The organism is Streptomyces sp. BJ20 (assembly GCF_022869105.1).
GTDB lineage: Bacteria > Actinomycetota > Actinomycetes > Streptomycetales > Streptomycetaceae > Streptomyces > Streptomyces griseoincarnatus.
Genome location: NZ_CP094918.1, coordinates 5257507 through 5281801, shown reverse-complemented (window position 1 = coordinate 5281801; position 24295 = coordinate 5257507). Strand labels below are relative to the sequence as shown.

At 71.1% G+C, this 24295-nt stretch carries 18 protein-coding genes and 2 rRNA genes; 15 read left to right on the top strand and 5 right to left on the bottom strand.

All coding sequences use genetic code 11. The features are described from left to right. Positions 1 to 286: 286 nt before the first annotated feature. Together MTR79_RS23875 and rrf are read left to right on the top strand one after the other, a co-directional pair. Positions 287 to 3411: ribosomal RNA gene (locus MTR79_RS23875) — 23S ribosomal RNA — on the top strand. A gap of 104 nt (positions 3412 to 3515) precedes the next feature. Next, positions 3516 to 3632 (top strand): 5S ribosomal RNA (rrf, locus tag MTR79_RS23870). 87 nt (positions 3633 to 3719) lie between these two features. Here the strand turns inward: rrf and MTR79_RS23865 are convergent. Further along, complete coding sequence (locus MTR79_RS23865; RefSeq protein ID WP_244791937.1) at positions 3720 to 4946, bottom strand: hypothetical protein; 1227 nt, start codon at positions 4944 to 4946, stop codon at positions 3720 to 3722. Between MTR79_RS23865 and MTR79_RS23860 the strand changes: the two genes are divergently transcribed. Further along, positions 4911 to 5552: a tetratricopeptide repeat protein gene (locus MTR79_RS23860; RefSeq protein ID WP_244791936.1), complete on the top strand. Its 642-nt coding sequence runs from the start codon at positions 4911 to 4913 to the stop codon at positions 5550 to 5552. The genes MTR79_RS23865 and MTR79_RS23860 overlap by 36 nt on opposite strands. Before the next feature lie 81 nt (positions 5553 to 5633). Here the strand turns inward: MTR79_RS23860 and MTR79_RS23855 are convergent, their stop codons facing one another. Beyond that, complete coding sequence (locus tag MTR79_RS23855) at positions 5634 to 6926, bottom strand: DUF1015 domain-containing protein (RefSeq protein ID WP_244791935.1); 1293 nt, start codon at positions 6924 to 6926, stop codon at positions 5634 to 5636. Positions 6927 to 6998: 72 nt separating this feature from the next. Between MTR79_RS23855 and MTR79_RS23850 the strand changes: the two genes are divergently transcribed. From MTR79_RS23850 to MTR79_RS23835, 4 genes are read left to right on the top strand one after another with little or no spacing between them, the layout of a single operon-like run. Continuing rightward, positions 6999 to 8027, top strand: a complete 1029-nt coding sequence (locus tag MTR79_RS23850) for an HAD hydrolase-like protein (RefSeq protein WP_244791934.1) — start codon at positions 6999 to 7001, stop codon at positions 8025 to 8027. A gap of 55 nt (positions 8028 to 8082) precedes the next feature. Next, complete coding sequence (locus MTR79_RS23845) at positions 8083 to 9126, top strand: iron chelate uptake ABC transporter family permease subunit (protein ID WP_102640190.1); 1044 nt, start codon at positions 8083 to 8085, stop codon at positions 9124 to 9126. Beyond that, entirely contained in the window at positions 9123 to 10160 is a 1038-nt protein-coding gene (locus tag MTR79_RS23840; protein ID WP_244791933.1) for an iron chelate uptake ABC transporter family permease subunit, read from the top strand. Before MTR79_RS23845 ends, MTR79_RS23840 begins: the two co-directional genes overlap by 4 nt. Beyond that, a complete protein-coding gene (locus MTR79_RS23835) occupies positions 10157 to 11023 on the top strand; it encodes an ABC transporter ATP-binding protein (RefSeq protein WP_244791932.1) in 867 nt (288 codons plus the stop codon). Before MTR79_RS23840 ends, MTR79_RS23835 begins: the two co-directional genes overlap by 4 nt. A 4-nt stretch (positions 11024 to 11027) precedes the next feature. Here the strand turns inward: MTR79_RS23835 and MTR79_RS23830 are convergent, their stop codons facing one another. Next, positions 11028 to 11375, bottom strand: a complete 348-nt coding sequence (locus MTR79_RS23830) for a sterol-binding protein (protein WP_244791931.1) — start codon at positions 11373 to 11375, stop codon at positions 11028 to 11030. Positions 11376 to 11417: 42 nt separating this feature from the next. On the opposite strand from MTR79_RS23830, the gene MTR79_RS23825 reads away from it, so the two are divergent. The 5 genes from MTR79_RS23825 (at position 11418) to MTR79_RS23805 (ending at position 16755) form a co-directional block, all read left to right on the top strand. Next, complete coding sequence (locus tag MTR79_RS23825; protein WP_048459167.1) at positions 11418 to 11774, top strand: hypothetical protein; 357 nt, start codon at positions 11418 to 11420, stop codon at positions 11772 to 11774. 7 nt (positions 11775 to 11781) lie between these two features. Further along, a complete protein-coding gene (locus MTR79_RS23820) occupies positions 11782 to 12597 on the top strand; it encodes a TlyA family RNA methyltransferase (RefSeq protein ID WP_086700406.1) in 816 nt (271 codons plus the stop codon). Beyond that, positions 12594 to 13499 carry an NAD kinase gene (locus MTR79_RS23815; protein ID WP_048459165.1) on the top strand — a complete coding sequence of 302 codons (906 nt, stop codon included), beginning with the start codon at positions 12594 to 12596 and terminating at the stop codon, positions 13497 to 13499. The genes MTR79_RS23820 and MTR79_RS23815 overlap by 4 nt, the downstream gene beginning before the upstream one ends. Before the next feature lie 167 nt (positions 13500 to 13666). Next, positions 13667 to 15409: a DNA repair protein RecN gene (gene recN, locus MTR79_RS23810; protein WP_244791930.1), complete on the top strand. Its 1743-nt coding sequence runs from the start codon at positions 13667 to 13669 to the stop codon at positions 15407 to 15409. A 206-nt stretch (positions 15410 to 15615) separates the two neighbouring features. Next, positions 15616 to 16755, top strand: coding sequence for a glycosyltransferase family 4 protein (locus tag MTR79_RS23805; protein WP_086700403.1), 1140 nt, complete (start codon positions 15616 to 15618; stop codon positions 16753 to 16755). Between the two features lie 36 nt (positions 16756 to 16791). On the opposite strand, the gene MTR79_RS23800 is transcribed toward MTR79_RS23805, so the two are convergent. Further along, the gene (locus MTR79_RS23800; RefSeq protein ID WP_086700401.1) at positions 16792 to 18423 is read right to left on the bottom strand and encodes a PucR family transcriptional regulator; all 1632 of its coding nucleotides are present in this window, start codon (positions 18421 to 18423) and stop codon (positions 16792 to 16794) included. A gap of 81 nt (positions 18424 to 18504) precedes the next feature. Between MTR79_RS23800 and MTR79_RS23795 the strand changes: the two genes are divergently transcribed. Next, positions 18505 to 19461, top strand: a complete 957-nt coding sequence (locus MTR79_RS23795) for an LLM class F420-dependent oxidoreductase (RefSeq protein ID WP_244791929.1) — start codon at positions 18505 to 18507, stop codon at positions 19459 to 19461. A gap of 7 nt (positions 19462 to 19468) precedes the next feature. On the opposite strand, the gene MTR79_RS23790 is transcribed toward MTR79_RS23795, so the two are convergent. Beyond that, complete coding sequence (locus MTR79_RS23790) at positions 19469 to 21271, bottom strand: glycoside hydrolase family 15 protein (RefSeq protein ID WP_189366025.1); 1803 nt, start codon at positions 21269 to 21271, stop codon at positions 19469 to 19471. Positions 21272 to 21732: 461 nt separating this feature from the next. Between MTR79_RS23790 and MTR79_RS23785 the strand changes: the two genes are divergently transcribed. Then, the gene (locus MTR79_RS23785; protein WP_048459161.1) at positions 21733 to 23382 is read left to right on the top strand and encodes a CTP synthase; all 1650 of its coding nucleotides are present in this window, start codon (positions 21733 to 21735) and stop codon (positions 23380 to 23382) included. Between the two features lie 107 nt (positions 23383 to 23489). Continuing rightward, positions 23490 to 24116, top strand: coding sequence for an NUDIX hydrolase (locus tag MTR79_RS23780; protein ID WP_033276798.1), 627 nt, complete (start codon positions 23490 to 23492; stop codon positions 24114 to 24116). Positions 24117 to 24295: the final 179 nt, after the last annotated feature.

The following is a 24295-nucleotide window of genomic DNA, read 5'->3' as shown; positions in this document are numbered from 1 at the left end:
TCCGGTTGGTCAGAGGCCAGTTCATCAGCGAACGTCTGATGCTGGTTGCTCATGGGTGGAACGTTGACTACTCGGCGCACTTGATCGTCTTCTCCTTCCAGTACTGCTCTTCGGAGCGTGGAACGTTGAGGGAAGCGGGGAGTGTGTCGGGCACGCTGTTGGGTGTCTGAGGGTACGGCCGTGTGGTCGCCTTCAGTGCCGGCCCCAGTGCACTCAAGCCGTTTGGCTTGGGGTGATGGGTGGTTGGTCGTTGTTTGAGAACTGCACAGTGGACGCGAGCATCTGTGGCCAAGTTTTTAAGGGCGCACGGTGGATGCCTTGGCACCAGGAACCGATGAAGGACGTGGGAGGCCACGATAGGCCCCGGGGAGTCGTCAACCAGGCTTTGATCCGGGGGTGTCCGAATGGGGAAACCCGGCAGTCGTCATGGGCTGTCACCCTTGCCTGAACACATAGGGCAAGTGGAGGGAACGCGGGGAAGTGAAACATCTCAGTACCCGCAGGAAGAGAAAACAACCGTGATTCCGGGAGTAGTGGCGAGCGAAACCGGATGAGGCCAAACCGTATGCGTGTGAGACCCGGCAGGGGTTGCGCATTCGGGGTTGTGGGATCTCTCTTTCATGGTCTGCCGGCCATGAGGCGAGTCAGAAACCGTTGATGTAGGCGAAGGACATGCGAAAGGTCCGGCGTAGAGGGTAAGACCCCCGTAGTCGAAACGTCAGCGGCTCGTTTGAGAGACACCCAAGTAGCACGGGGCCCGAGAAATCCCGTGTGAATCTGGCGGGACCACCCGCTAAGCCTAAATATTCCCTGGTGACCGATAGCGGATAGTACCGTGAGGGAATGGTGAAAAGTACCGCGGGAGCGGAGTGAAATAGTACCTGAAACCGTGTGCCTACAAGCCGTGGGAGCGTCGCGTTGAGTGCTTGCACTCAACGTCGTGACTGCGTGCCTTTTGAAGAATGAGCCTGCGAGTTTGCGGTGTGTTGCGAGGTTAACCCGGGTGGGGAAGCCGTAGCGAAAGCGAGTCCGAACAGGGCGCTGTAGTAGCACGCTCAAGACCCGAAGCGGAGTGATCTAGCCATGGGCAGGTTGAAGCGGAGGTAAGACTTCGTGGAGGACCGAACCCACCAGGGTTGAAAACCTGGGGGATGACCTGTGGTTAGGGGTGAAAGGCCAATCAAACTCCGTGATAGCTGGTTCTCCCCGAAATGCATTTAGGTGCAGCGTCGTGTGTTTCTTGCCGGAGGTAGAGCACTGGATAGGCGATGGGCCCTACCGGGTTACTGACCTTAGCCAAACTCCGAATGCCGGTAAGTGAGAGCGCGGCAGTGAGACTGTGGGGGATAAGCTCCATGGTCGAGAGGGAAACAGCCCAGAGCATCGACTAAGGCCCCTAAGCGTACGCTAAGTGGGAAAGGATGTGGAGTCGCACAGACAACCAGGAGGTTGGCTTAGAAGCAGCCACCCTTGAAAGAGTGCGTAATAGCTCACTGGTCTAGTGATTCCGCGCCGACAATGTAGCGGGGCTCAAGCGTACCGCCGAAGTCGTGTCATTGCGATATGTACCCCCAACGGGGATCGTGATGGGTAGGGGAGCGTCGTCTGCCGGGTGAAGCAGCCGCGTAAGCGAGTTGTGGACGGTTGACGAGTGAGAATGCAGGCATGAGTAGCGATTCACACGTGAGAAACGTGTGCGCCGATTGACTAAGGGTTCCTGGGTCAAGCTGATCTGCCCAGGGTAAGTCGGGACCTAAGGCGAGGCCGACAGGCGTAGTCGATGGATAACCGGTTGATATTCCGGTACCCGCTGTGAAGCGTCAAACATCGAATCCAGTGATGCTAAGCCCGTGAAGCCGCCGGCTGAGTCTTCGGACGAGGTCGGAGTGGTGGAGCCGGTGACCCGAGCTGGTAGTAGGTGAGTGATGGGGTGACGCAGGAAGGTAGTCCATCCCGGGCGGTGGTTGTCCCGGGGTAAGGGTGTAGGACGTCAGGTAGGCAAATCCGCCTGGCATGTGTCTGAGACCTGATGCCGAGCCGATTGTGGTGAAGTGGATGATCCTATGCTGTCGAGAAAAGCCTCTAGCGAGTTTCATGGCGGCCCGTACCCTAAACCGACTCAGGTGGTCAGGTAGAGAATACCGAGGCGTTCGGGTGAACTATGGTTAAGGAACTCGGCAAAATGCCCCCGTAACTTCGGGAGAAGGGGGGCCACATCCGGTGATGAGCTTCGCGCTCTGAGCTGGGGGTGGCCGCAGAGACCAGCGAGAAGCGACTGTTTACTAAAAACACAGGTCCGTGCGAAGCCGTAAGGCGATGTATACGGACTGACGCCTGCCCGGTGCTGGAACGTTAAGGGGACCGGTTAGCTTGGATTCGTCCAGGCGAAGCTGAGAACTTAAGCGCCAGTAAACGGCGGTGGTAACTATAACCATCCTAAGGTAGCGAAATTCCTTGTCGGGTAAGTTCCGACCTGCACGAATGGCGTAACGACTTCTCGACTGTCTCAACCATAGGCCCGGTGAAATTGCACTACGAGTAAAGATGCTCGTTTCGCGCAGCAGGACGGAAAGACCCCGGGACCTTTACTACAGTTTGATATTGGTGTTCGGTTCGGCTTGTGTAGGATAGCTGGGAGACTTTGAGCATCGGACGCCAGTTCGGTGGGAGTCGTCGTTGAAATACCAGTCTGGTCGTGCTGGATGTCTAACCTGGGTCCGTGATCCGGATCAGGGACAGTGTCTGATGGGTAGTTTAACTGGGGCGGTTGCCTCCTAAAGGGTAACGGAGGCGCCCAAAGGTTCCCTCAGCCTGGTTGGTAATCAGGTGTTGAGTGTAAGTGCACAAGGGAGCTTGACTGTGAGACCGACGGGTCGAGCAGGGACGAAAGTCGGGACTAGTGATCCGGCGGTGGCTTGTGGAAGCGCCGTCGCTCAACGGATAAAAGGTACCCCGGGGATAACAGGCTGATCTTCCCCAAGAGTCCATATCGACGGGATGGTTTGGCACCTCGATGTCGGCTCGTCGCATCCTGGGGCTGGAGTCGGTCCCAAGGGTTGGGCTGTTCGCCCATTAAAGCGGTACGCGAGCTGGGTTTAGAACGTCGTGAGACAGTTCGGTCCCTATCCGCTGTGCGCGTAGGAGTCTTGAGAAGGGCTGTCCCTAGTACGAGAGGACCGGGACGGACGAACCTCTGGTGTGCCAGTTGTTCTGCCAAGGGCATGGCTGGTTGGCTACGTTCGGGAGGGATAACCGCTGAAAGCATCTAAGCGGGAAGCCTGCTTCGAGATGAGGACTCCCACCCACTTGATGGGGTAAGGCTCCCAGTAGACGACTGGGTTGATAGGCCGGATATGGAAGCACGGTAACGTGTGGAGTTGACCGGTACTAATAGGCCGAGGGCTTGTCCTCAGTTGCTCGCGTCCACTGTGTTAGTTCTGAGACAACGACCGTTGTCGGCTTTGAGTAGAACGCATAACAGAAGAGTGTGCTTGTTCGCTCGAAACCATTAGGGTTTCGGTGGTCATAGCGTAGGGGAAACGCCCGGTTACATTCCGAACCCGGAAGCTAAGCCTTACAGCGCCGATGGTACTGCAGGGGGGACCCTGTGGGAGAGTAGGACGCCGCCGAACAATCTTTGGAAGGACCCCTGGTCGCCAGCGTTCAGCTGGGGCCAGGGGTCCTTTTTGTATTTATGCTTGCAGTACCCGAGACAGGAGTCACCGATGTCCACCAACTCTCCCGACGACCGACCGGAGCGCGACCAGCGCCGACGGGACAGTGGTGACCGTTCGGACCGTGGCGGCCAGCGCGGCGGCCCCCGTCGCGGCAACGACCGCGACCGTGGCTTCCGCAGGGACGGCGACCGTCCTCCCTTCCGTCGCGACGACCGTGACAGGGACCGCACCGGCGACCGTGACCGCAGCGGCGGCCGGCCCGAGCGTGGCGACTTCCGCGGACGCGACGACAACCGCGACAACCGCGGGGGCGATCGCGGCGGGTACCGCGGCCGTGACGACCGCAGGGACGACCGTCGTGATGACCGCCGTGACGACCGGGACCGTGGCGGCTACCGCGGCCGCTCCGACGACCGTGGTGACCGTGGCGGTTTCCGTCGTGACGACAACCGTGGCGATCGCGGTGGCTTCCGCCGCGACGACGACCGTGGGTACGGCCGGCGCGACGACCGCAGGGACGACCGCCGCGATGACCGTCGTGACGACCGCCGTGACGACCGCCGTGACGACCGGGACCGTGGCGGCTACCGCGGTCGTTCCGACGACCGTGGCGACCGTGGCGGTTTCCGTCGTGACGACAACCGTGGTGACCGTGGTGGCTTCCGCCGCGACGACGACCGTGGGTACGGCCGGCGCGACGACCGCAGGGACGACCGGCGCGATGACCGCCGTGATGACCGCCGTGACGACCGGGACCGTGGCGGCTACCGCGGCCGCTCCGACGACCGTGGCGACCGCGGCGGCTTCCGTCGTGACGACGACCGCGGTGACCGTGGCGGTTTCCGCCGCGACGACCGCGACCGCGGCGGCTTCCGACGCGGTGGCGACAGCCGTACCGACACCCGTGGTGGCGACCGCGACTCCCGTGGTGGTGGCTTCCGGCGTGACGACCGTGACCGGGGCGACCGTGGCGGCTTCCGCGGCCGTGACGACCGTGACCGTGGGCGCGGGCCGCGTCGGGACGACCGGGGTGGCCGTCCCGGTGGCTTCCGTGGGCGTGACGACCGCCAGGGCGGCGGCCGGTTCCGTGACGAGCGGGACCGTGACCGCGAGCCCATCAAGCGGCTGCCGATCCCCGAGGACGTCACCGGCGAGGAGATCGACAAGGACGTCCGGCAGGAGCTGCAGAGCCTGCCCAAGACGCTCGCCGAGGACGTCGCCAAGAACCTGGTGATGGTCGCCCGGCTCATCGACGAGGACCCCGAGCACGCCTACGCCTACTCCCGTATCGCCCTGCGGCTCGCCTCGCGTGTGGCCGCCGTGCGGGAGGCGGCCGGCTTCGCCGCGTACGCGACGCAGAAGTACGGCGAGGCCCTCGCCGAGTTCCGTGCCGCGCGGCGGATGACCGGGACCGTGGAGCTGTGGCCGCTGATGGCGGACTGCGAGCGCGGTCTCGGCCGGCCGGAGAAGGCGCTGGACATGGCCGGCGCCCCCGAGGTGCAGAAGCTGGACAAGGCAGGTCAGGTCGAGATGCGGCTCGTCGCGGCCGGCGCCCGGCGCGACATGGGCCAGCTGGACGCGGCCATCGTCACCCTCCAGAGCCCCGAGCTGGCGTCGAACTCCGTGCAGCCGTGGACCGCGCGCCTGCGGTACGCGTACGCCGACGCGTTGCTCGCCGCCGGTCGTGAGGGCGAGGCGCGCGAGTGGTTCGCCAAGGCCGTCGAGGCCGACCGGGACGGCAGCACCGACGCCTCCGACCGGCTGGCCGAGCTGGACGGCGTCGAGTTCACGGACGCCTTCGTCGAGGACGAGGACGAGGACCAGGACGGCACCGACCGTGACGAGCGGGGCGCGCAGGACGACGACAAGGACTGACGTCCTCTCGGCACCACGCACATGAAAGGGGCGGGCCCCGGCCGAATGCCGGAGCCCGCCCCTTTCATGTGTCCGGACGCCTCAGAGGTCCAGTGCGCGCAGCACCAGGCCCGACGCCGGTTTCGGGCCGAACGACGTCGACTTGCGGGGCATCGTCACCCCTTGGCGAGCGAGCTCCCGCACCACGTCCTCGTGCACGGGGTGCATCAGCACCGCCGTACCGCCGTCGCGGCGGGCCTTGTCCACCGTGGCCGCCGTGTCGTGGATGTACGCGATGTGGGCGGGGTCGTCGGGCACGCGCCAGACGTGGTCGAGAAGCGTGGCGTGCAGGACCGTCGCGTCCAGGGTGCGCCAGGCCTCCGGGCGGTCCACGGGCACCGTGCGGTCCAGCAGCGCCGGGTCCGGCCGGTCGACGAGGTGGAAGGCGCCGTCGTCCCCGGTGAGGAGGAACGCGTTTCCCTCCTCCGCCGCCTCGGCCAGCGCGTCCATCGCCTTCGGCAGCGGCACATCCAGGCGGCGGACGCGGAAGAAGCCGTCCAGGGCTCTCAGTGCCCTGGCGACCGGCAGGCCGTGCAGCAGGCGGTGGATGGCGCGGACCCGCAGCGGATAGCGGGCCGTGTCGACAAGGAGCACCAGGCCGTGGTCCCACGGGCTGGGGGAAGGGTGCTCCGCGCGCAGCCTGCGGTAGGTCGCCCAGCGGTGGTGGCCGTCGGCGATGAGGGCCTGGTGGGCGGACAGTTCGTCGCGGATCACCGCCAGGCCGGCCGGGTCGGTGACCGGCCACAGGCGATGGTGGACGCCGTCCTCCGTGGTGGTCGCCAGGAGCGGAGGCCGCCCGGCCGTGCGCTCGATCAGGCCGGCCGTGCCCGCCGTCGTGTCGTCGCCCCGGTAGGTGAGGAGCAGCGGCTCCAGGTTGGCGCTGGTGGCGCGCATCAGGTCGGCGCGGTCCGCGACGATGTGCGGCATGACGTCCTCGTGCGGCAGCACCAGGTGCTCGTCCGGTTCGGAGACGCGCAGGGCGCCGATCACGCCCCGCTGCTCCAGGCCGTCGCCGTCGCGCTGCTCGTAGACGTACAGGCCGGGTTCCGGGTCGGGGGTGAGGACGCCCTCGGCGCGCCAGCGGCGGAGCGTCTCGGCGGCCTGGGCGTTGCGCTCCTCGGGTGCGGCGGCCTCGGGCAGGATCAGCCGGACGATGTTGTGCGGGTCGGCGGACTGGAGGTGGTGCAGGCCGTCGGGGCGGACCACGACGTCGTAGGGCGGGGATGTCACGGCGGCCAGGCTGCCGACCCGGTCGGGGTCGTAACGAAGGCCTCGGAACGGGGTGAGTTCCAGGCCTCGGGGCGCCGTTGCCTTCGAGTGACCTGCGGTGTTCATCCCGGCATCGTACGGGTGTCGGTGCGATGGGGGATGATCGGGGGAAAGCCGTCGAACGAGGAGCGATGCGGAATGAGCCGGAGCGTCAGGACGAGGCCCGAGGGCAGTGGCCAGGCCCTGAGCGAGGCGTACGACACGGCGCTGCTCGACCTCGACGGAGTGGTGTACGCGGGCGGCAACGCCATCGAGCACGCGGTGCCGTCCCTCGCCGTGGCGCGCGACGGCGGCATGCGGCTCGCCTACGTCACCAACAACGCGCTGCGCACGCCCGACGCCGTCGCCGCGCACCTGACCGAGCTGGGCATACCGGCCGAGGCCGGTGACGTCATCACCTCCGCCCAGGCGGTCGCGCGGCTCATCGCCGACCAGGTGCCGCAGGGCTCCCGGGTGCTCGTCGTGGGCGGCGAGGGTCTGCGGGTGGCGCTGCGCGAACGCGGTCTCGAGCCGGTGGAGTCGGCGGACGACGAGCCGGTGGCGGTCGTGCAGGGCTACGGCGGCCCGGAGCTGGCGTGGGGGCGGTTCGCCGAGGCGAGCTACGCCGTCGCGCGCGGGCTGCCGTGGTTCGCGTCCAACACCGACCTGACGATCCCCAGCGGCCGGGGCATCGCCCCCGGCAACGGCGCGGCGGTGGAGGTCGTGCGGATCGCCACGGGCGCCGAGCCGCAGGTGGCGGGCAAGCCGCTGCCGCCGATGCACCGGGAGACGATCCTGCGTACCGGTGCCGAGCGGCCGCTGGTGGTGGGGGACCGGCTGGACACGGACATCGAGGGCGCGTTCAACGGCGGGGTGGACTCGCTGCTGGTGCTCACCGGGGTGACCGACGGCGCGCAGCTCCTGGCGGCACCGCCGCAGCACCGGCCGACGTACGTGGACGCCGATCTGCGAGGGCTGCTGACCGGGCAGCCCGAGGTCGTCGGGGACGGCGGCGCCTTCCGGTGCGGCGGATGGACGGCGGCGGCCGGCGCCGGGCGGCTGGAGCTGGACGGGGACGGCGCTCCGGTGGACGGGCTGCGGGCGCTGTGCGCGGCGGCCTGGACGGCGGCGGGCGACGAGGGGTGCGGGCTGGACGCGGGGAAGGCCCTGGCGCGGCTGGGGCTCTGACGGCCCGCCGGTCACCGGATCTTGATCGATTCGGAGGATAGGCTAACCTAACCGGGTGTTGGTCGAGAGTCCCCCCGAACAGCGCGCGGAGACCGCCTCCGCGCTCCCCGGCCGCCGGGCGATACGCGCGGCCGGTCTGCTCGTGTCCCTCGCGGTCCTGGTGCTCGTCGCGCTGGCGAGTATCGCGGTCGGCGCGAAGGAACTGTCCCTGGGGCAGGTGTGGCACGGGCTGTTCGACGCGTCGGGCACCTACGCCGACACCGTGGTGTCCGACCGGCTGTCCCGCACCCTGCTGGGTCTGCTCGCCGGCGCCGCCCTCGGCCTCGCCGGGGCCGTGCTGCAGGCGCTGACCCGCAACCCGCTGGCCGACCCGGGACTCCTCGGCCTGAACGCGGGCGCCTCCGCCGCGGTCGTCACGGCCATCACCTTCTTCGGCGTCACCTCCCTGTCCGGATACGTGTGGTTCGCGTTCTGCGGGGCGGCCGCCGTCGGCGCCGTCGTGTGGTTCCTCGGCGGACGCCGGGGCGCCACCCCTGTACGGCTGGTGCTCGCGGGCACCGCCATCAGCGCCGCGCTCTACGGCTATCTCCAGGCCGTGATGATCCTCGACGACGCGGCCCTCGGCCGGATGCGCTTCTGGACGGTCGGCTCGCTCGGCTCCGGCAGCGACGAGGCCGTCATGCAGGTGGTGCCGTTCCTGGTCGTCGGCAGTGGGCTGGCGCTGCTGCTCGCCCGGCCGCTGAACGCCATGGCCATGGGTGACGACACCGCCAAGGCGCTCGGTGCCGACCTCAACCGCACCCGCGCGCTGTCCATGCTCGTCGCGACGATGCTGAGCGGCGCCGCCACCGCCGCGTGCGGTCCGATCGTCTTCGTCGGCCTGATGGTGCCGCACGTGGTGCGCTCCTTCACCGGGCCCGACCAGCGCTGGATCCTGCCGTACGCGGCGGTCCTGTCGCCGGTGCTGCTGCTCGGCGCGGACGTGCTGGGCCGGATCGTGGCCCGGCCGGCGGAACTCCAGGTGGGCATCGTCACCGCGATCATCGGCGGCCCGGTGTTCATTCTTCTCGTACGACGGCGGAGGACGGCCCAGCTGTGAAGACCAACCGTGCGGTGCGCGTCCCCGGCGGCCTCTCGGTCCGGCTGGACGTGCGTGCGTTCACCGTCGTCGTGCTGCTGATGGTGCTGGCGCTCGGCGCGAGCGTGCTGCTCGTCGGCACCGGTGACTTCCCGATGTCCGCCTCCGACGTGCTGACCACGCTCGTCGGGCAGGGAAGCGAGGGGCAGGAGTTCATCGTCACCGAGCTGCGGCTGCCGCGGGTCCTGGTAGGGCTGCTGGTCGGCGCCTCCCTCGGCATCGGCGGTGCCCTGTTCCAGGCCATCTCCCGCAACCCGCTGGGCAGCCCCGACATCCTGGGCCTCGGCCAGGGCGCCACGGCCGGCGCGCTCACCGTCATCGTGCTGTTCTCCGGCACCGCGAACCAGGTGGCTCTCGGCGCGCTCGCCGGCGGCCTGATCACCGGCACCGTCATCTACGTCCTGGCGTGGAAGCGGGGCGTGCACGGCTATCGGCTGGTGCTGGTCGGTATCGGCGTCTCCGCCGTCGTCACCGCCGTCAACGGCTATCTGCTCACCAAGTCCGACATCGTCGACGCCGCCCGCGCGGTCGTCTGGATGACCGGGTCCCTCGACGGGCGCGACTGGGACCAGGTGTGGCCGCTGCTCGCGCTGTGCGCCGTCCTCGTCCCGGTCGTCCTCGCCAACTCCCGCGCCCTGCGGATGACGGAGATGGGCGACGACGTCTCAGCCGCCCTGGGTGTGCGCGTCGAGCGGCTGCGGCTGGTGCTGATGCTGTCCGCCGTGCTGCTCACCGCGTCCGCGACCGCCGCCGCGGGACCCGTCAGCTTCGTCGCGCTCACCGCGCCGCAGCTCGCCCGGCGTCTCACCCGGTCGCCCGGACCGAACCTGATCGCCTCGATGTGGATGGGGGCAGCCCTGCTGGTCCTCGCCGACTTCGTCTCGCAGCGGGCGTTCGGCGCCGAACAGCTGCCCGTGGGCGTGGTCACCGGCGTCCTCGGCGGCGTCTACCTGCTGTGGCTGCTGGTCACCGAGCGCAGGGCGGGCCGGATATGAGCGAGGCCGAGAAGAAGAACACCCGAAGGAGCACCGTGAACCGTCTCTCCGCAGAGAACGTCACCCTGGCCTACGACCAGCGGGTCATCGCCGAACAGCTGTCGGTGGAGATCCCGGACCACTCCTTCACCGTCGTCGTCGGTCCGAACGCCTGCGGCAAGTCCACCCTGCTGCGCGCCCTGTCGCGCATGCTGAAGCCCGCCGAGGGCCGGGTGCTGCTCGACGGGCAGGCCATCCACTCGCTGCCCGCCAAGAAGGTCGCCCGCACCCTCGGCCTGCTGCCCCAGTCGTCCATCGCGCCCGACGGCATCACCGTCGGCGACCTCGTCGCGCGCGGCCGCTACCCGCACCAGAGCCTGCTGCGCCAGTGGTCCTCCGAGGACGAGCGGGTCGTACGGGAGTCGATGGCCCGCACCGGCGTCGCCGACCTCGCCGAGCGTTACGTGGACGAGCTGAGCGGAGGGCAGCGGCAGCGCGTCTGGATCGCCATGGCGCTGGCCCAGGAGACGCCGCTGCTGCTGCTCGACGAGCCGACCACCTACCTGGACATCCAGCACCAGATCGACGTCCTGGACCTCTGTGCCGACCTGCACGAGGAGCAGGGCCGCACTCTCGTCGCCGTGCTGCACGACCTCAACCACGCCGCCCGCTACGCCACCCACCTGATCGCCCTGCGCGAGGGCCGGGTCATCGCCCAGGGCGCCCCTGAGGACATCGTCACCGCCGAGCTGGTGGAGGAGGTGTTCGGGCTGCGCTGCCAGGTCATCGACGACCCCGAGACGGGCACCCCGCTGGTCGTGCCGGCGGCACGGGCGTCCCGTGCCAAGGCGGACGTCAGGAAGGCGGAGACCACGAAGGTCTGAGGCGTCAGAGGAGCTTCCGCAGCTGGAACAGGTCGCGCAGGCCCGCCTCCAGCCGCACCCGCCCCGAGGCCCACGCCGGCGCGAAGTGCAGCTCCCCGTCGACCAGGCCCAGGAGGTCGTCGCCCGTCATGGCGATCCGTATCTGCGCCTTCTCGCGCGGCGGGCCGGGGTGGGTCTCCCGCACCTCGATCCGGCCTCCGGTGAGGCGGCCCGCGAAGGTCACGTCCAGGTCCGTGACGTGGCAGCTGACGGACCTCTCCATCGACGCCGCCGCGCGGACGTCGCCCTCGGCGCCGCCCATGCTGTCCGAGAGCTTGTCGAGTGCCGCACGGCACTCCTCGATCGTGGCCATCGCGCACGACGGTACCCCAGCCGTTCGCGGTAGCGTCGGGGCATGAACGACGCAGTGCCGCAGGCGGCGGACACGGAGCCGGACACCGGGGCCCCGCAGGGCGGGCCGCCGGAGCAGGCCGCGCCGCAGCCGCCGTACGACGACGGGCCCGCCGGACCCGCACCGCTGGGCGTGCCGCGCACCCCGACCGGGAACGCCGAGGTCGACGCCCACGTGGAGCGGCTGGCCGACGCCGACCACCTCACCACCGACGGCCACCTCGAGGTGTACGAGGATGTACACCGGGGGCTGCGCGACGCGCTCACCGCGCTCGACGCCCGCCCGGGTCCCTCGCCCGCCGCCCCGCACCGGGGCACACCGGGGCACCCGTCCCAGTCGGCACACGTACACAGGAGCTGAACCGAACGTGGCAGGAGTCGCACGCCGCCGTCTCGACGCGGAGCTGGTCCGCCGCAAGCTGGCGCGCTCGCGCGAGCACGCCAGCCAGCTGATCGCCGCCGGGCGGGTCAGCGTCGGCAGGACGGTGGCGACCAAGCCCGCCACCCAGGTGGAGACCGCGGCCGCGATCGTGGTCGCCGAGGACGCCGGCGACCCCGACTACGTCTCGCGCGGAGGTCACAAACTGGCCGGGGCGCTGGACGCGTTCGTGCCGCGGGGGCTGGTCGTGAAGGAGCGGCGGGCGCTCGACGCGGGCGCCTCCACCGGCGGTTTCACCGATGTGCTGCTGCGGGCGGGCGCCGCCCACGTGGTCGCGGTGGACGTCGGATACGGACAACTCGCGTGGTCTCTCCGGCAGGATGAACGCGTGACCGTCAAGGACCGTACGAATGTACGGGAGTTGACGCTCGAGGCCATCGATGGGGAGCCAGTGGATCTTGTCGTGGGGGATCTGTCGTTCATCCCGCTCGGACTGGTGCTGCCCGCTCTGAAGCGGTGCGTGACGCCGGACGCCGATCTGGTGATGATGGTCAAGCCGCAGTTCGAGGTGGGCAAGGACCGGCTGGGCAGCGGCGGTGTCGTACGGAGCGCGCAGCTGCGCGCCGAGGCCGTCCGGGGGGTGGCCGCCAAGGCCTGGGAGCTGGGGCTCGGGGCGAAGGGCGTGACGGCGAGTCCGCTGCCCGGGCCCTCCGGGAATGTCGAATACTTCCTGTGGCTGCGGGCCGGGGCACCGGAACTGGACCCGGCCGACGTTGACCGTGCTGTGGCGGAGGGGCCGCGTTGACACCGAACCGTGCTCGTACTGTTTTCCTGCTGGCCCACACCGGGCGGGCCGCTGCCATCCGCAGCGCCGAGCTCGTGGTCAAGGGCCTGCTGCGCTCGGGGCTCGGGGTGCGGGTGCTGGAGGAGGAGGCCCGCGACCTGCCGCTCCCCGACGACGTGGAGACGGTCAAGGAGGCCACCCCGCAGTGCCTGGACGACTGCGAGCTGCTGATCGTCCTCGGCGGTGACGGCACGCTGCTGCGCGGCGCCGAGTTCGCCCGCGCCTCCGGGGTGCCGATGCTCGGCGTCAACCTCGGCAGAGTGGGCTTCCTCGCCGAGGCCGAGCGGGACGACCTGGAGAAGGTCGTCGACCGGGTGGTGAGCCGGGCGTACGAGGTCGAGGAGCGGATGACCGTCGACGTCGTGGTGCACCGCAACGGCGACATCGTGCACACCGACTGGGCGTTGAACGAGGCGGCCGTGCAGAAGGTGTCCGCGGAGCGGATGCTGGAGGTCGTCCTGGAGATCGACGGCCGGCCGGTGACCGGGTTCGGCTGCGACGGCATCGTGTGCGCGACCCCGACCGGGTCCACCGCGTACGCGTTCTCCGCCGGCGGGCCCGTGGTGTGGCCGGAGGTCGAGGCGCTGCTGATGGTGCCGATCAGCGCGCACGCGCTGTTCGCCAAGCCGCTGGTGACGTCGCCGAACTCGGTGCTGGCGGTGGAGGTGCTGCCGCACGTGCCGCCGGGGGTGCTGTGGTGCGACGGGCGGCGGACGGTCGAGCTGCCGGCGGGCGCCCGGGTGGAGGTGCGGCGGGGGGCCGTGCCGGTCAGGCTGGCTCGCCTGCACCATGCTTCCTTCACCGACCGGCTCGTCGCGAAGTTCGCGCTGCCCGTGTCGGGGTGGCGGGGGGCGCCGCAGTAGTCGTCACCGATGGGGTGGTTTCCCTACAGGGGCGGCCGCGGGTGGATCGTGACTCGCCGCGCCCACACGGCGGAGCCGCACATCGATACAGCCCCGCGCCCCTGAAGGGGGTGCACTCACGTGGGTGACAGGGGCGGGGCGGTCGCACTCCGCCGCGTGGACCTCGTATGGTCGTGTCCGTGCTAGAGGAGATGCGGATACGGTCGCTCGGTGTCATCGACGACGCTGTGGTGGAGCTGTCACCCGGCTTCACCGCCGTCACCGGTGAGACGGGTGCGGGCAAGACCATGGTGGTCACCAGCCTGGGCCTGCTGCTGGGCGGACGGGCGGATGCGGCCCTGGTGCGGATCGGCGCGCGCAACGCCGTGGTCGAGGGACGGATCGCCGTGCCCGAGGGCTCACCGGCCGGCGTGCGCGCGGAGGAGGCCGGGGCCGAGCTCGACGAGGGGACGCTGCTGGTCAGCCGTACCGTGTCGGCCGAGGGCCGGTCGCGGGCGCACCTGGGCGGGCGCAGCGTGCCCGTGGGGTTGCTCGCGGAGCTCGCCGACGACCTGGTGGCCGTGCACGGGCAGAGCGACCAGCAGGGCCTGCTGAAGCTGTCCCGGCAGCGCCAGGCGCTCGACCGGTACGCCGGGTACGCGGTCGCCGTGCCGCTCGGGAAGTACGCGGAGGCGTACAAGCGGCTGCGGGCGGTCACCGCGGAGCTGGAGGAGATCACCACCCGTGCGCGGGAGCGGGCCCAGGAGGCCGACCTGCTGCGCTTCGGGCTGGAGGAGATCGCCGCCGTCGAGCCGCGCGCCGGGGAGGACACGGAGCTGGCCGAGGAGGCCGAGCGGCTCGGGCACGCCGAGGCGCTCGCGTCGGCCGCCGCCGTCGCGCACGCCGCGCTGGCGGGCAACCCGGAGGACCCGGAGGGCGTGGACGCCGGGACGCTCGTCGCGGGCGCCCAGCGGGCGCTGGAGGCCGTACGGGCGCACGACCCGGCGCTGGCCGCGCTGACCGACCGCATCGGCGAGATCGGCATCCTGCTGCGGGACGTCGCGGGCGAGCTGGCCGGTTACGCCGACGACCTGGACGCGGACCCGCTGCGGCTCGCGGCGGTCGAGGAGCGTCGGGCTGCGCTGACCGCGTTGACCCGCAAGTACGGAGAGGACGTCGCCGAGGTGCTGGCCTGGGCGGAGCGCAGCGCCGCGCGCCTCACCGAACTGGAGGGCGACGACGAGCGGATCGGCGAGCTGACCGCCGAGCGCGACGGACTGCGCTCCGAACTGGGCGCGCTCGCACAGGAGCTGTCGGAGGCGCGGACGGAGGCGGCGGAGCGGTTCGCGGCGGCCGTGACGGAGGAGCTGGCGTCGCTCGCCATGCCGCACGCGCGCGTGTCGTTCGACATCCGGCAGACCGAGGACCCCGACGGCGTCGAGGTGAACGGGCGCACGGTGGCGTACGGGCCTGCGGGTGTGGACGAGGTCGAGCTGCTGCTGGCCCCGCACCCCGGGGCGCCGCCCCGGCCGATCGCCAAGGGCGCCTCGGGCGGTGAGCTGTCGCGCGTGATGCTGGCCGTCGAGGTCGTCTTCGCCGGGACCGACCCGGTGCCGACGTATCTCTTCGACGAGGTGGACGCCGGCGTCGGCGGCAAGGCGGCGGTGGAGATCGGGCGGCGTCTCGCCCGGCTGGCGAAGAAGGCGCAGGTCGTCGTCGTCACGCACCTTCCGCAGGTGGCCGCGTTCGCCGACCGGCAGCTTCTGGTGGAGAAGACCGACGACGGCTCGGTCACCCGGTCCGGCGTGAAGGTGCTCGAAGGCGAGGACCGCGTACGGGAGTTGTCGCGGATGCTGGCCGGCCAGGAGGACTCCGAGACGGCGCGGGCGCACGCGGAGGAGCTGCTGGCGGCGGCGCGGGCGGACGCCTGACCCTGCCGGACGGTGACCTTCCGTCATCCTTACGGGTGATGTGCCGTCCGGTGTGGACCCGGCGTACGCCCGCGCGTTTCCCAGAACTGCCGTGCGTGCTGGCATGCTTGACGGTGTACGCGGAGGACGCCGCGCGGGCCACCCCTCCGCGGGATCCTTCGGTACGTTCGTCGTGACCGTCCGACCCGAACCAGGAGCCCGGCCACGTGACCCCCGTGAGCAGCCACGCACCGCACGGCCAGTCGCCGTTGCGCACCGTGCAGGTGCTGGGCGGCGGCAACGCCGCCAGCGGCGCGCACGTCCGCTCGCTGGCCGCCGGGCTCGTGGCACGGGGCGTACGGGTCACGGTGTGCGCCCCCGAAGACGCGGAGCGCGCCTACGGCTTCACCGGCGTCGGCGCGGAGCACGTCCCCGTGCCCCGCAGCAGCGACCCGGGGTCGGTGGCCGCACTGCGCGCCGCCTGCTCGGGCGCCGGCCTGGTGCACGCGCACGGTCTGCACGCCTCGTTCCGCACGTCCCTCGCGCTCGGCGGGCGCAGCACCCCCTTCGTCGTCACCTGGCACGACCGGGCGTACGCCGAAGGTCCTCGCGCCCACTTCCTGCGCGTCCTGGAGCGGCGGGTCGTCCGCGCGGCCGGGGTGGTGCTGGGCACGACCTCCGCGCTGGTGGACCGGGCCCGCCGCAGCGGGGCGCGGGACGCCCGGCTCGCCGCGGTCTCCCTGCCCGGACCCCGCAGCGCCCAGGCGTCCGAGGAGGCCGAGCGTCGCACCCCCAAGGTGCGGGCCGAACTCGGCGCTGTGGAACGCCCGTTGATCATCGCCGTCGGCTCCCTGGAACGGCACCGCGGCCTCGACGTCCTGGTGGACGCCGCGCACGCCTGGCAGCGCCTCGACCCGGTGCCGCTCGTGGTCATCGCGGGGGAGGGGCCGCTGCACGGCGAACTACGGCGCGCCGTCGAGGCGCGGGACCTCCCGGTACGGCTGGTGGGCCGCCGGGAGGACGCCTCCGACCTGGTCGCCGCGGCCGACGTGGCCGTCCTGCCCAGCCGCAGGGAGGAGGCCCGGTCGACGTTCGCGCAGGAGGCGCTGCACGCGCGCGTGCCGCTCGTCGCGACCCGGGTGGGCTCCGTCCCCGAACTCGTCGGCGACGCGGCCGAACTGGTGCCGCAGGGCAACGCGCGGGCGCTCGCCGACGCCGTGACCCGGCTCCTGGCGGACCAGGAGCACCGGGAGTCGCTCGTGCGGCGGGGCGTGCGGCAGGCCGCGACGTGGCCCACCGAGGACCAGACGGTCGCCCAGGTGCTCAGCGTCTACGACGAGCTGACCCAGCCCCGGCCGCTGGCCTGACCCCGCTGTCCGCGGGCGCTGTCCGAGGGCCCACGCTCAGGGCACGTGCCGCCGCGCCCGCAGCGCCAGGCTCAACGTCAGCACCGTCTGCGGGTCGTCGAGGTCGGCGCCGAGCAGCTCCCCGATGCGGGCCAGCCGGTTGTACAGCGTCTGCCGGTTCAGATGCAGCTCCCGCGCGGTCTCCGCCTTGCGTCCGGCGTGCGCCAGATACGTCTCCAAGGTCGGCAGCAGCGCGGGCCGCGAGCGCCCGTCGTGGTCCAGCACCGGGCCGATCGCCCGCCGCACGAAGTCCGCCAGGTCCGGATGGTCACGCAGCCGCCACAGCAGCAGGTCGATGTCCAGCCGCCTGGCGTCGTACCAGGGCCGCTCGGGCAGCCCCTGTGCCGCCGTCGCCGTCTCCACCGCGTGCCGCAGCCCCGTCGGCACCGCCGCCCAGTCGCCGGCCGGCCCGACCACCACCACGGGCGGCCGCCCGCCAGGACGCAGCATGCCCGCGCGCTCCACCCCGGCGCGCAGCGCGGCCGCCACCCGGTCCGCGACGGACGGCCGCTCCGACTCCGCGCGCAGCGCGAGCAGCAGCGGCACCCGCCCCTCGACCGGCCGCACACCCAGCAGCACCGGCACCCCGAGGGACGACAGCTCCTCGCCCACCGCGCGGGCCAGCACCGCCCAGCCGCCGCCCTGCGGCGACAGCGCGTCGCCGAGCCTCATCACCACCGGCAGCAGCGGCCCCCGGCCCGGCTTGAAGCCCAGCACGCGGGCCTGCGCGGGCGCGTCCCCGGCGCCGATCCGGCCCTCGGCGAGGTCGGTGAGGAAGTCGCCGCGGCCGCGCGCCGCCAGCTCCTCCTCCTGGCGTGCCTGCATCAGCACCAGGGCGAGGATGCCCGCCGCCCGCTCGGCCGCCATCCGGTGCACCGGCTCCGGCGCGCTGCGCACCGGCAGCAGCACCAGGCGCGCCCGGACACCGCCGCCGCCGGGCCCGCCGCCGGGCACGTCCACGAGGACCGTGCCGGCCGGCGGGTCGTCGCGCTGCCGGTCGCGCAGCCCCTCCCACACCTGGAGCGGGTCCGCGCGCTCGGGACCCTCGCCGGCCGCGTACAGCAGCCGGCCGTCGGTGGTCTCCAGGAACACGGGGTTGCCGGTGAACCCGGCGAGGATCTCCAGCACCTGCGGCACACCCCCGCCGCCCAGCAGCGCCTCGGTGCAGCGCCGGTGCACCTCCTCCGCGCGCTGGAGCAGCGCGTAGTGCCCGTTGACGATCTCGGTGTGGATCTCCTCGGTGACCGTGACGAACGGCACCTCACGGTGCAGCTGCACCAGCGGCAGCCCGGCGGAGCGGGCCGCGTCCACCAGGGCGGCGGGCAGCCGGCTGAAGCGCGGGCCGAGCTCGACGACCAGGGCCGCGATGCCCCGGTCGGCCAGCGTGCGGACGAACGCCCGCTGGTCGGCCGGGCGCGTACCCAGCCCGTAGCCGGTGGTCAGCAGCAGTTCGCCCCCCTTGAGCAGGGAGGCGATGTTGGGCACCTCACCCGCGTGCACCCAGCGCACCGTGCGCCCCAGCCGGTCGGCGCCCGCCACGATCTCCGGCAGACCACCGCGCAGCCCCGGCAGCTCCAAGGCGCGCCGCACGGTGATCCCGCCGCCCCGGCTGTCGTATCCGCTGTCCATACCCGGACGCTACCTGCGCCGATGCCGCCGGCGCACACAAGGGGCGCGTTGCCGCCGGGCCGCCCGGGTAGGGGCCCGGCCATGGAGATCAGCGTGGTGGCCGCGGCCCGCGAGGACGGGAGCCCGGTCGAGGAACCCCTGCGGGTGGCCGTGACCGCCGACCGGCTCGGGTACGGCGAGGTGTGGCTCGGTGAGGGACCCACGTGGAACGCGTTCGTACTGGCCGCGGCGGCCGGGAGGGCCACCGGGCGGATCGCGCTGACGGCCGGCCCGGTGGCGGTGTCGGTGCGGGACGCGTACGGCATCGCGCGGGGTGCCGCGTCGGTGGCCGCGGTCACCGGACGCCGGGTGGGGGTGGCCCTGGGCACGTCCAGCAAGCGGGTCGTCCAAGGGGTGCACGGACGGCCGCGCGAGCGTCCGGCGGCCGTGCTCGAGGAGACGGCCGCGTCGCTGCGGACGCTGCTGCACGCCGAGCCGGGCGAGCCGGTCGTACCGGACAGCGGGTTCCGCCGCCGGCAGCGGCCGCCCGGGGGACCGCTCACGGTGGCGGCGTTCGGCGACCGGGCGATCGCCACGGCCGCGGCGCACGCCGACCGGATGCTGCTGGACGTCGTCTCGCCGGAGCAGGTGCGCGCGCTGCGCGCCAAGCTGGACGCGGCGGCCGAGCGGGCGGGCCGCCCGCGGCCCTCACTCGCCGCCTGGCTGCCCGCCGCCGTCGATCCGGAACCGGCCTCGCTCGAACAGGTCCTGGGCACCATCGCGGGCTATCTGACGGTGCCGGGCTACAGCGACGTGTTCGCCGACGCCGGGTTCGGGGAGGCGGTGGAGCTGGCCGCCGACGGCGCGGACCGCGCCACCCTGGTCCGGGTCCTGCCGCAGGAGGCCGCCGCGACGGTCGGCCTGGTCGGCGACCCGGACACGGTACGCGCCCGGATCCACGCCTACGCCGCGGCCGGACTCGACGAGATCGCCCTGGTGCCGGCGACGGCCGGTGACCCGGCGGGCGAGCGGACCCTCACGGCCCTCGCGCCCGCCTGACCCGGGGTCAGCCCCCGTACGCCCCCGACGCCGTCAGGCGCAGGGCCGTGTCGATGAGCGGCACGTGGCTGAACGCCTGCGGGAAGTTGCCGACCTGACGCTGGAGGCCCGGGTCCCACTCCTCCGCCAACAGACCGAGGTCGTTGCGCAGCGACAGCAGCTTCTCGAACAGCTTCCGTGCCTCGTCCACGCGGCCGATCATGGCCAGGTCGTCGGCCATCCAGAACGAGCAGGCGAGGAAGGCGCCCTCGTCGCCGGGCAGGCCGTCGACGCCCTCGTCCGTGCCCTCGGTCGGGTAGCGCAGGATGAATCCGTCGGAGGTGGACAACTCGCGCTGGATCGCCTCGACGGTGCCGATCACCCGCTTGTCGTCCGGCGGCAGGAAGCCCACCTGGGGGATCAGCAGCAGGGCCGCGTCCAGCTCCTTGGAGCCGTAGGACTGGGTGAAGGTGTTGCGCTCCTTGTCGTAGCCCTTCTCGCACACGTCGCGGTGGATGTCGTCGCGGAGCTGCTTCCATTCCTCGAGCGGGCCGTGGGCGTCGCCGGACTCGATCAGCTTGATCGTGCGGTCCACGGCCACCCAGGCCATCACCTTGGAGTGCACGAAGTGGCGGCGTGGGCCGCGCACCTCCCAGATGCCCTCGTCGGGCTCCTGCCAGTGCTTCTCCAGGTAGCTGATCAGCTTCAGCTGGAGCAGCGAGGCGTAGTCGTTGCGCGCCAGGCCGGTCATGTGGGCCAGGTGCAGGGCCTCGGTGACCTCGCCGTACACGTCGAGCTGGAGCTGGTGCGCCGCGCCGTTGCCGACCCGGACCGGGGCGGAGGCCTCGTAGCCCGGCAGCCAGTCCAGCTCCGCCTCGCCCAGCTCGCGCTCGCCGGCGATGCCGTACATGATCTGCAGGTTCTCCGGGTCGCCGGCGACCGCGCGCAGCAGCCACTCGCGCCAGGCGCGGGCCTCCTCGCGGTAGCCGGTGCGCAGCAGCGAGGACAGGGTGATCGCCGCGTCACGGAGCCACGTGTAGCGGTAGTCCCAGTTGCGGACGCCGCCGATGTCCTCGGGCAGCGAGGTGGTCGGCGCGGCGACGATGCCGCCGGTCGGGGCGTAGGTGAGGGCCTTCAGCGTGATCAGGGAGCGGATCACGGCCTCGCGGTAGGGGCCGTGGTACGTACAGTGCTCGACCCACTCGCGCCAGAAGTCCTCGGTGGCCCCCAGGGACTGCTCGGGCTCGGGCAGCGCCGGGGGCTGCTTGTGCGAGGGCTCCCAGGAGATGGTGAACGCCACCCGGTCGCCGGGCGCCACGGTGAAGTCCGAGTACGTGGTCAGGTCCTCGCCGTAGGTCTCGGCGCTGGTGTCGAACCACACCGAGTCCGGTCCCGCCACGGCGACGGTCCGGCCCTCGTGCCGGTGCACCCACGGCACCACCCGGCCGTAGGAGAAGCGCATGCGCAGCACCGAGCGCATGGGGACCCGGCCCGACACGCCCTCCACGATGCGGATCAGCTGAGGGGCGCCGTCGCGTGGGGGCATGAAATCCGTCACGCGGACCGTGCCGCGGTTGGTCTCCCACTCGGATTCCAGGATCAGGGAGTCGCCCCGGTACCGCCGCCGGGTCGCCGCGGGCGGCTCCGCGTCCTCGGCGTGCGCGGGGCCCAGCCGCCAGAAGCCGTGTTCCTCGGTTCCCAGCAGCCCGGCGAAGATGGCGTGCGAGTCGAAGCGCGGCAGGCACAGCCAGTCGACCGTGCCGTCCCGGCAGACCAGCGCTGCGGTCTGCATGTCTCCGATGAGTGCGTAGTCTTCGATGCGCCCGGCCACGTGCATCTCCAGTCGAACGGCCACGTCACCCCGCGAGGGGCTGTCGCTAGTGCGGTCAAGGGGGTATTGCAATGCGTCGTTGAGCTGCGAAGCAAAGCAGTCGCTCGGCCCTACGTGCAAAACGCCAATCTTCGCTCAACGAACTGACGAGCTCACGTTGTTCCGGAACTTACGGGCGGGGGTGGTGCCGTTCGGCCGGCCGGGCTCGGCAGCGAGTGTCCGAGCAGGATACGACGCACGTAGATGATCTGTGTGCCGCTCGCGGCAACGCGGCTACGCCGAACGAGTGAGCCCCGGGTGAGGGACCCGTGTGCGCTACATGCTCCGTGGTCCCGTGTGCGCGGAGCGTGGCCGTGAGCCGTTCCCCCGCGGCGCTGATACGCTGGTAGCCCGTGGACCGGTGGGCGAGAAACCCCGGAACCGCACCCACAGACCGCGACCACGGGAGCCCCCCTTTGGCCATGCCGCCCAAATCAACGACGACCAAGCACATCTTCGTCACCGGGGGTGTCGCCTCCTCTCTCGGCAAGGGCCTGACCGCCTCCAGCCTCGGCATGCTGCTCAAGGCCCGCGGTCTGCGCGTGGTCATGCAGAAGCTCGACCCGTACCTCAACGTCGACCCGGGCACGATGAACCCCTTCCAGCACGGTGAGGTGTTCGTCACCAACGACGGCGCCGAGACCGACCTGGACATCGGTCACTACGAGCGCTTCCTCGACCGCGACCTCGACGGCTCCGCGAACGTCACCACCGGCCAGGTCTACTCCACGGTGATCGCCAAGGAGCGGCGGGGCGAGTACCTGGGCGACACCGTCCAGGTCATCCCGCACATCACCAACGAGATCAAGCACCGCATCCGGCGCATGGCGACCGACGAGGTCGACGTGGTGATCACGGAGGTCGGCGGCACGGTCGGCGACATCGAGTCGCTGCCGTTCCTGGAGACGGTCCGCCAGGTGCGGCACGAGGTCGGCCGCGACAACGTGTTCGTGGTCCACATCTCCCTTCTTCCCTACATCGGCCCCTCCGGTGAGCTGAAGACCAAGCCGACCCAGCACTCGGTGGCGGCGCTGCGCAACATCGGCATCCAGCCCGACGCGATCGTGCTGCGCTGCGACCGCGAGGTCCCCACCGCCATCAAGCGGAAGATCTCGCTGATGTGCGACGTGGACGAGGCCGCCGTCGTCGCCTGCCCCGACGCCCGCTCGATCTACGACATCCCGAAGACCGTGCACGGCGAGGGCCTGGACGCCTACGTGGTCCGCAAGCTGGACCTGCCGTTCCGCGACGTCGACTGGACCACCTGGGACGACCTGCTGGACCGGGTGCACAACCCCGACCACGAGATCACCCTGGCCCTGGTCGGCAAGTACATCGACCTGCCGGACGCCTACCTGTCGGTGACCGAGGCGCTGCGGGCCGGCGGCTTCGCCAACAAGGCCCGCGTCAAGATCAAGTGGGTCACCTCCGACGACTGCAAGACCCCGGCGGGCGCCCAGGCCCAGCTCGGCGACGTCGACGGCATCTGCATCCCCGGCGGCTTCGGCGACCGCGGCGTGCTGGGCAAGGTCGGCGCGATCAAGTACGCCCGCGAGAACAAGATCCCGCTGCTGGGCCTCTGCCTGGGCCTTCAGTGCATCGTGATCGAGGCGGCGCGGAACCTGGCGGACGTCTCCGACGCCAACTCCACCGAGTTCGACCCGGCCACCGCCCACCCGGTGATCTCCACCATGGCGGAGCAGCTCGACATCGTCGCCGGCGAGGGCGACATGGGCGGCACCATGCGGCTCGGCATGTACCCGGCCAAGCTGGCCGAGGGCTCCATCGTCCGCGAGGTCCACGACGGCAAGGAGTACGTCGAGGAGCGCCACCGGCACCGCTACGAGGTGAACAACGCCTACCGCGCGGAGCTGGAGAAGAAGGCCGGCCTGGTGTTCTCCGGCACCTCGCCCGACGGCAAGCTCGTCGAGTACGTGGAATACCCGCGTGACGTGCACCCCTACCTGGTCGCCACCCAGGCGCACCCGGAGCTGCGGTCGCGTCCGACCCGCCCGCACCCGCTCTTCGCCGGGCTGGTGAAGGCCGCGGTCGAGCGGAAGATCTCGCAGTAGCACGCCCAGTTGTACGGTTGCCGGGGTGCGAACCTTCAACGGTTCGCGCCCCGGCCGCCTTTTCGCAGGCAGGCCGGGTACCACCGCTTCGGTTCGGAAGGACAGGCATGACGATCAAGGACACCCCTGAGGAGTGGGAGATCCGCGGGACGCAGACCCCCTTCGTCGGCAAGAAGACCTCCATGCGCACGGACGAGGTCGTCATGCCCGGGGGCGCCGTGGTCCACCGCGACTACCAGGTCCACCCGGGGTCCGTGGCCGTCCTCGCCCTCGACGACGCGGACCGGGTCGTGGTGCTGCGCCAGTACCGGCACCCGGTGCGCCAGAAGCTGTGGGAGATCCCGGCCGGCCTGCTCGACGTGCCCGGCGAGAACCCGCTGCACGCCGCCCGGCGCGAGCTGTACGAGGAGGCACACGTCAAGGCGGAGGACTGGCGGGTGCTGGCCGACGTCTACACCACGCCCGGCGGCTGCGACGAGGCCGTGCGGATCTTCCTGGCCCGGGGCCTGTCCGAGGCCGAGGGCGACCGGTTCGCCGTGGAGGACGAGGAGGCCGACATGGAGCTGGCCCGGGTCCCCGTCGACGAGCTGGTGCGCGGCGTGCTCGCCGGTGACCTGCACAACAACTGCCTGGTGGTGGGCGTGCTGTCGCTGGTCGCCGCCCGCTCGGGCGACGGCCTGGACGCGCTGCGCCCGGCGGAGGCGCCGTGGCCGGCCCGCCCGTTCGAGGCGTGAGGCCGTACGGCCTCTGACGCCCCGACCCGGGGCGTGAATCCTACGATCTGTTGATCCGATCGAGGGAGTCTCGCCCACCACACCGCGCTCCTCACGGAACGTCGCAGAGCGTGAACTAGGCTCTGGAAAACGCCCGTACGGAGACCCGGCGGGCTTGCGCGTGCGGTGGACGGGAGTGT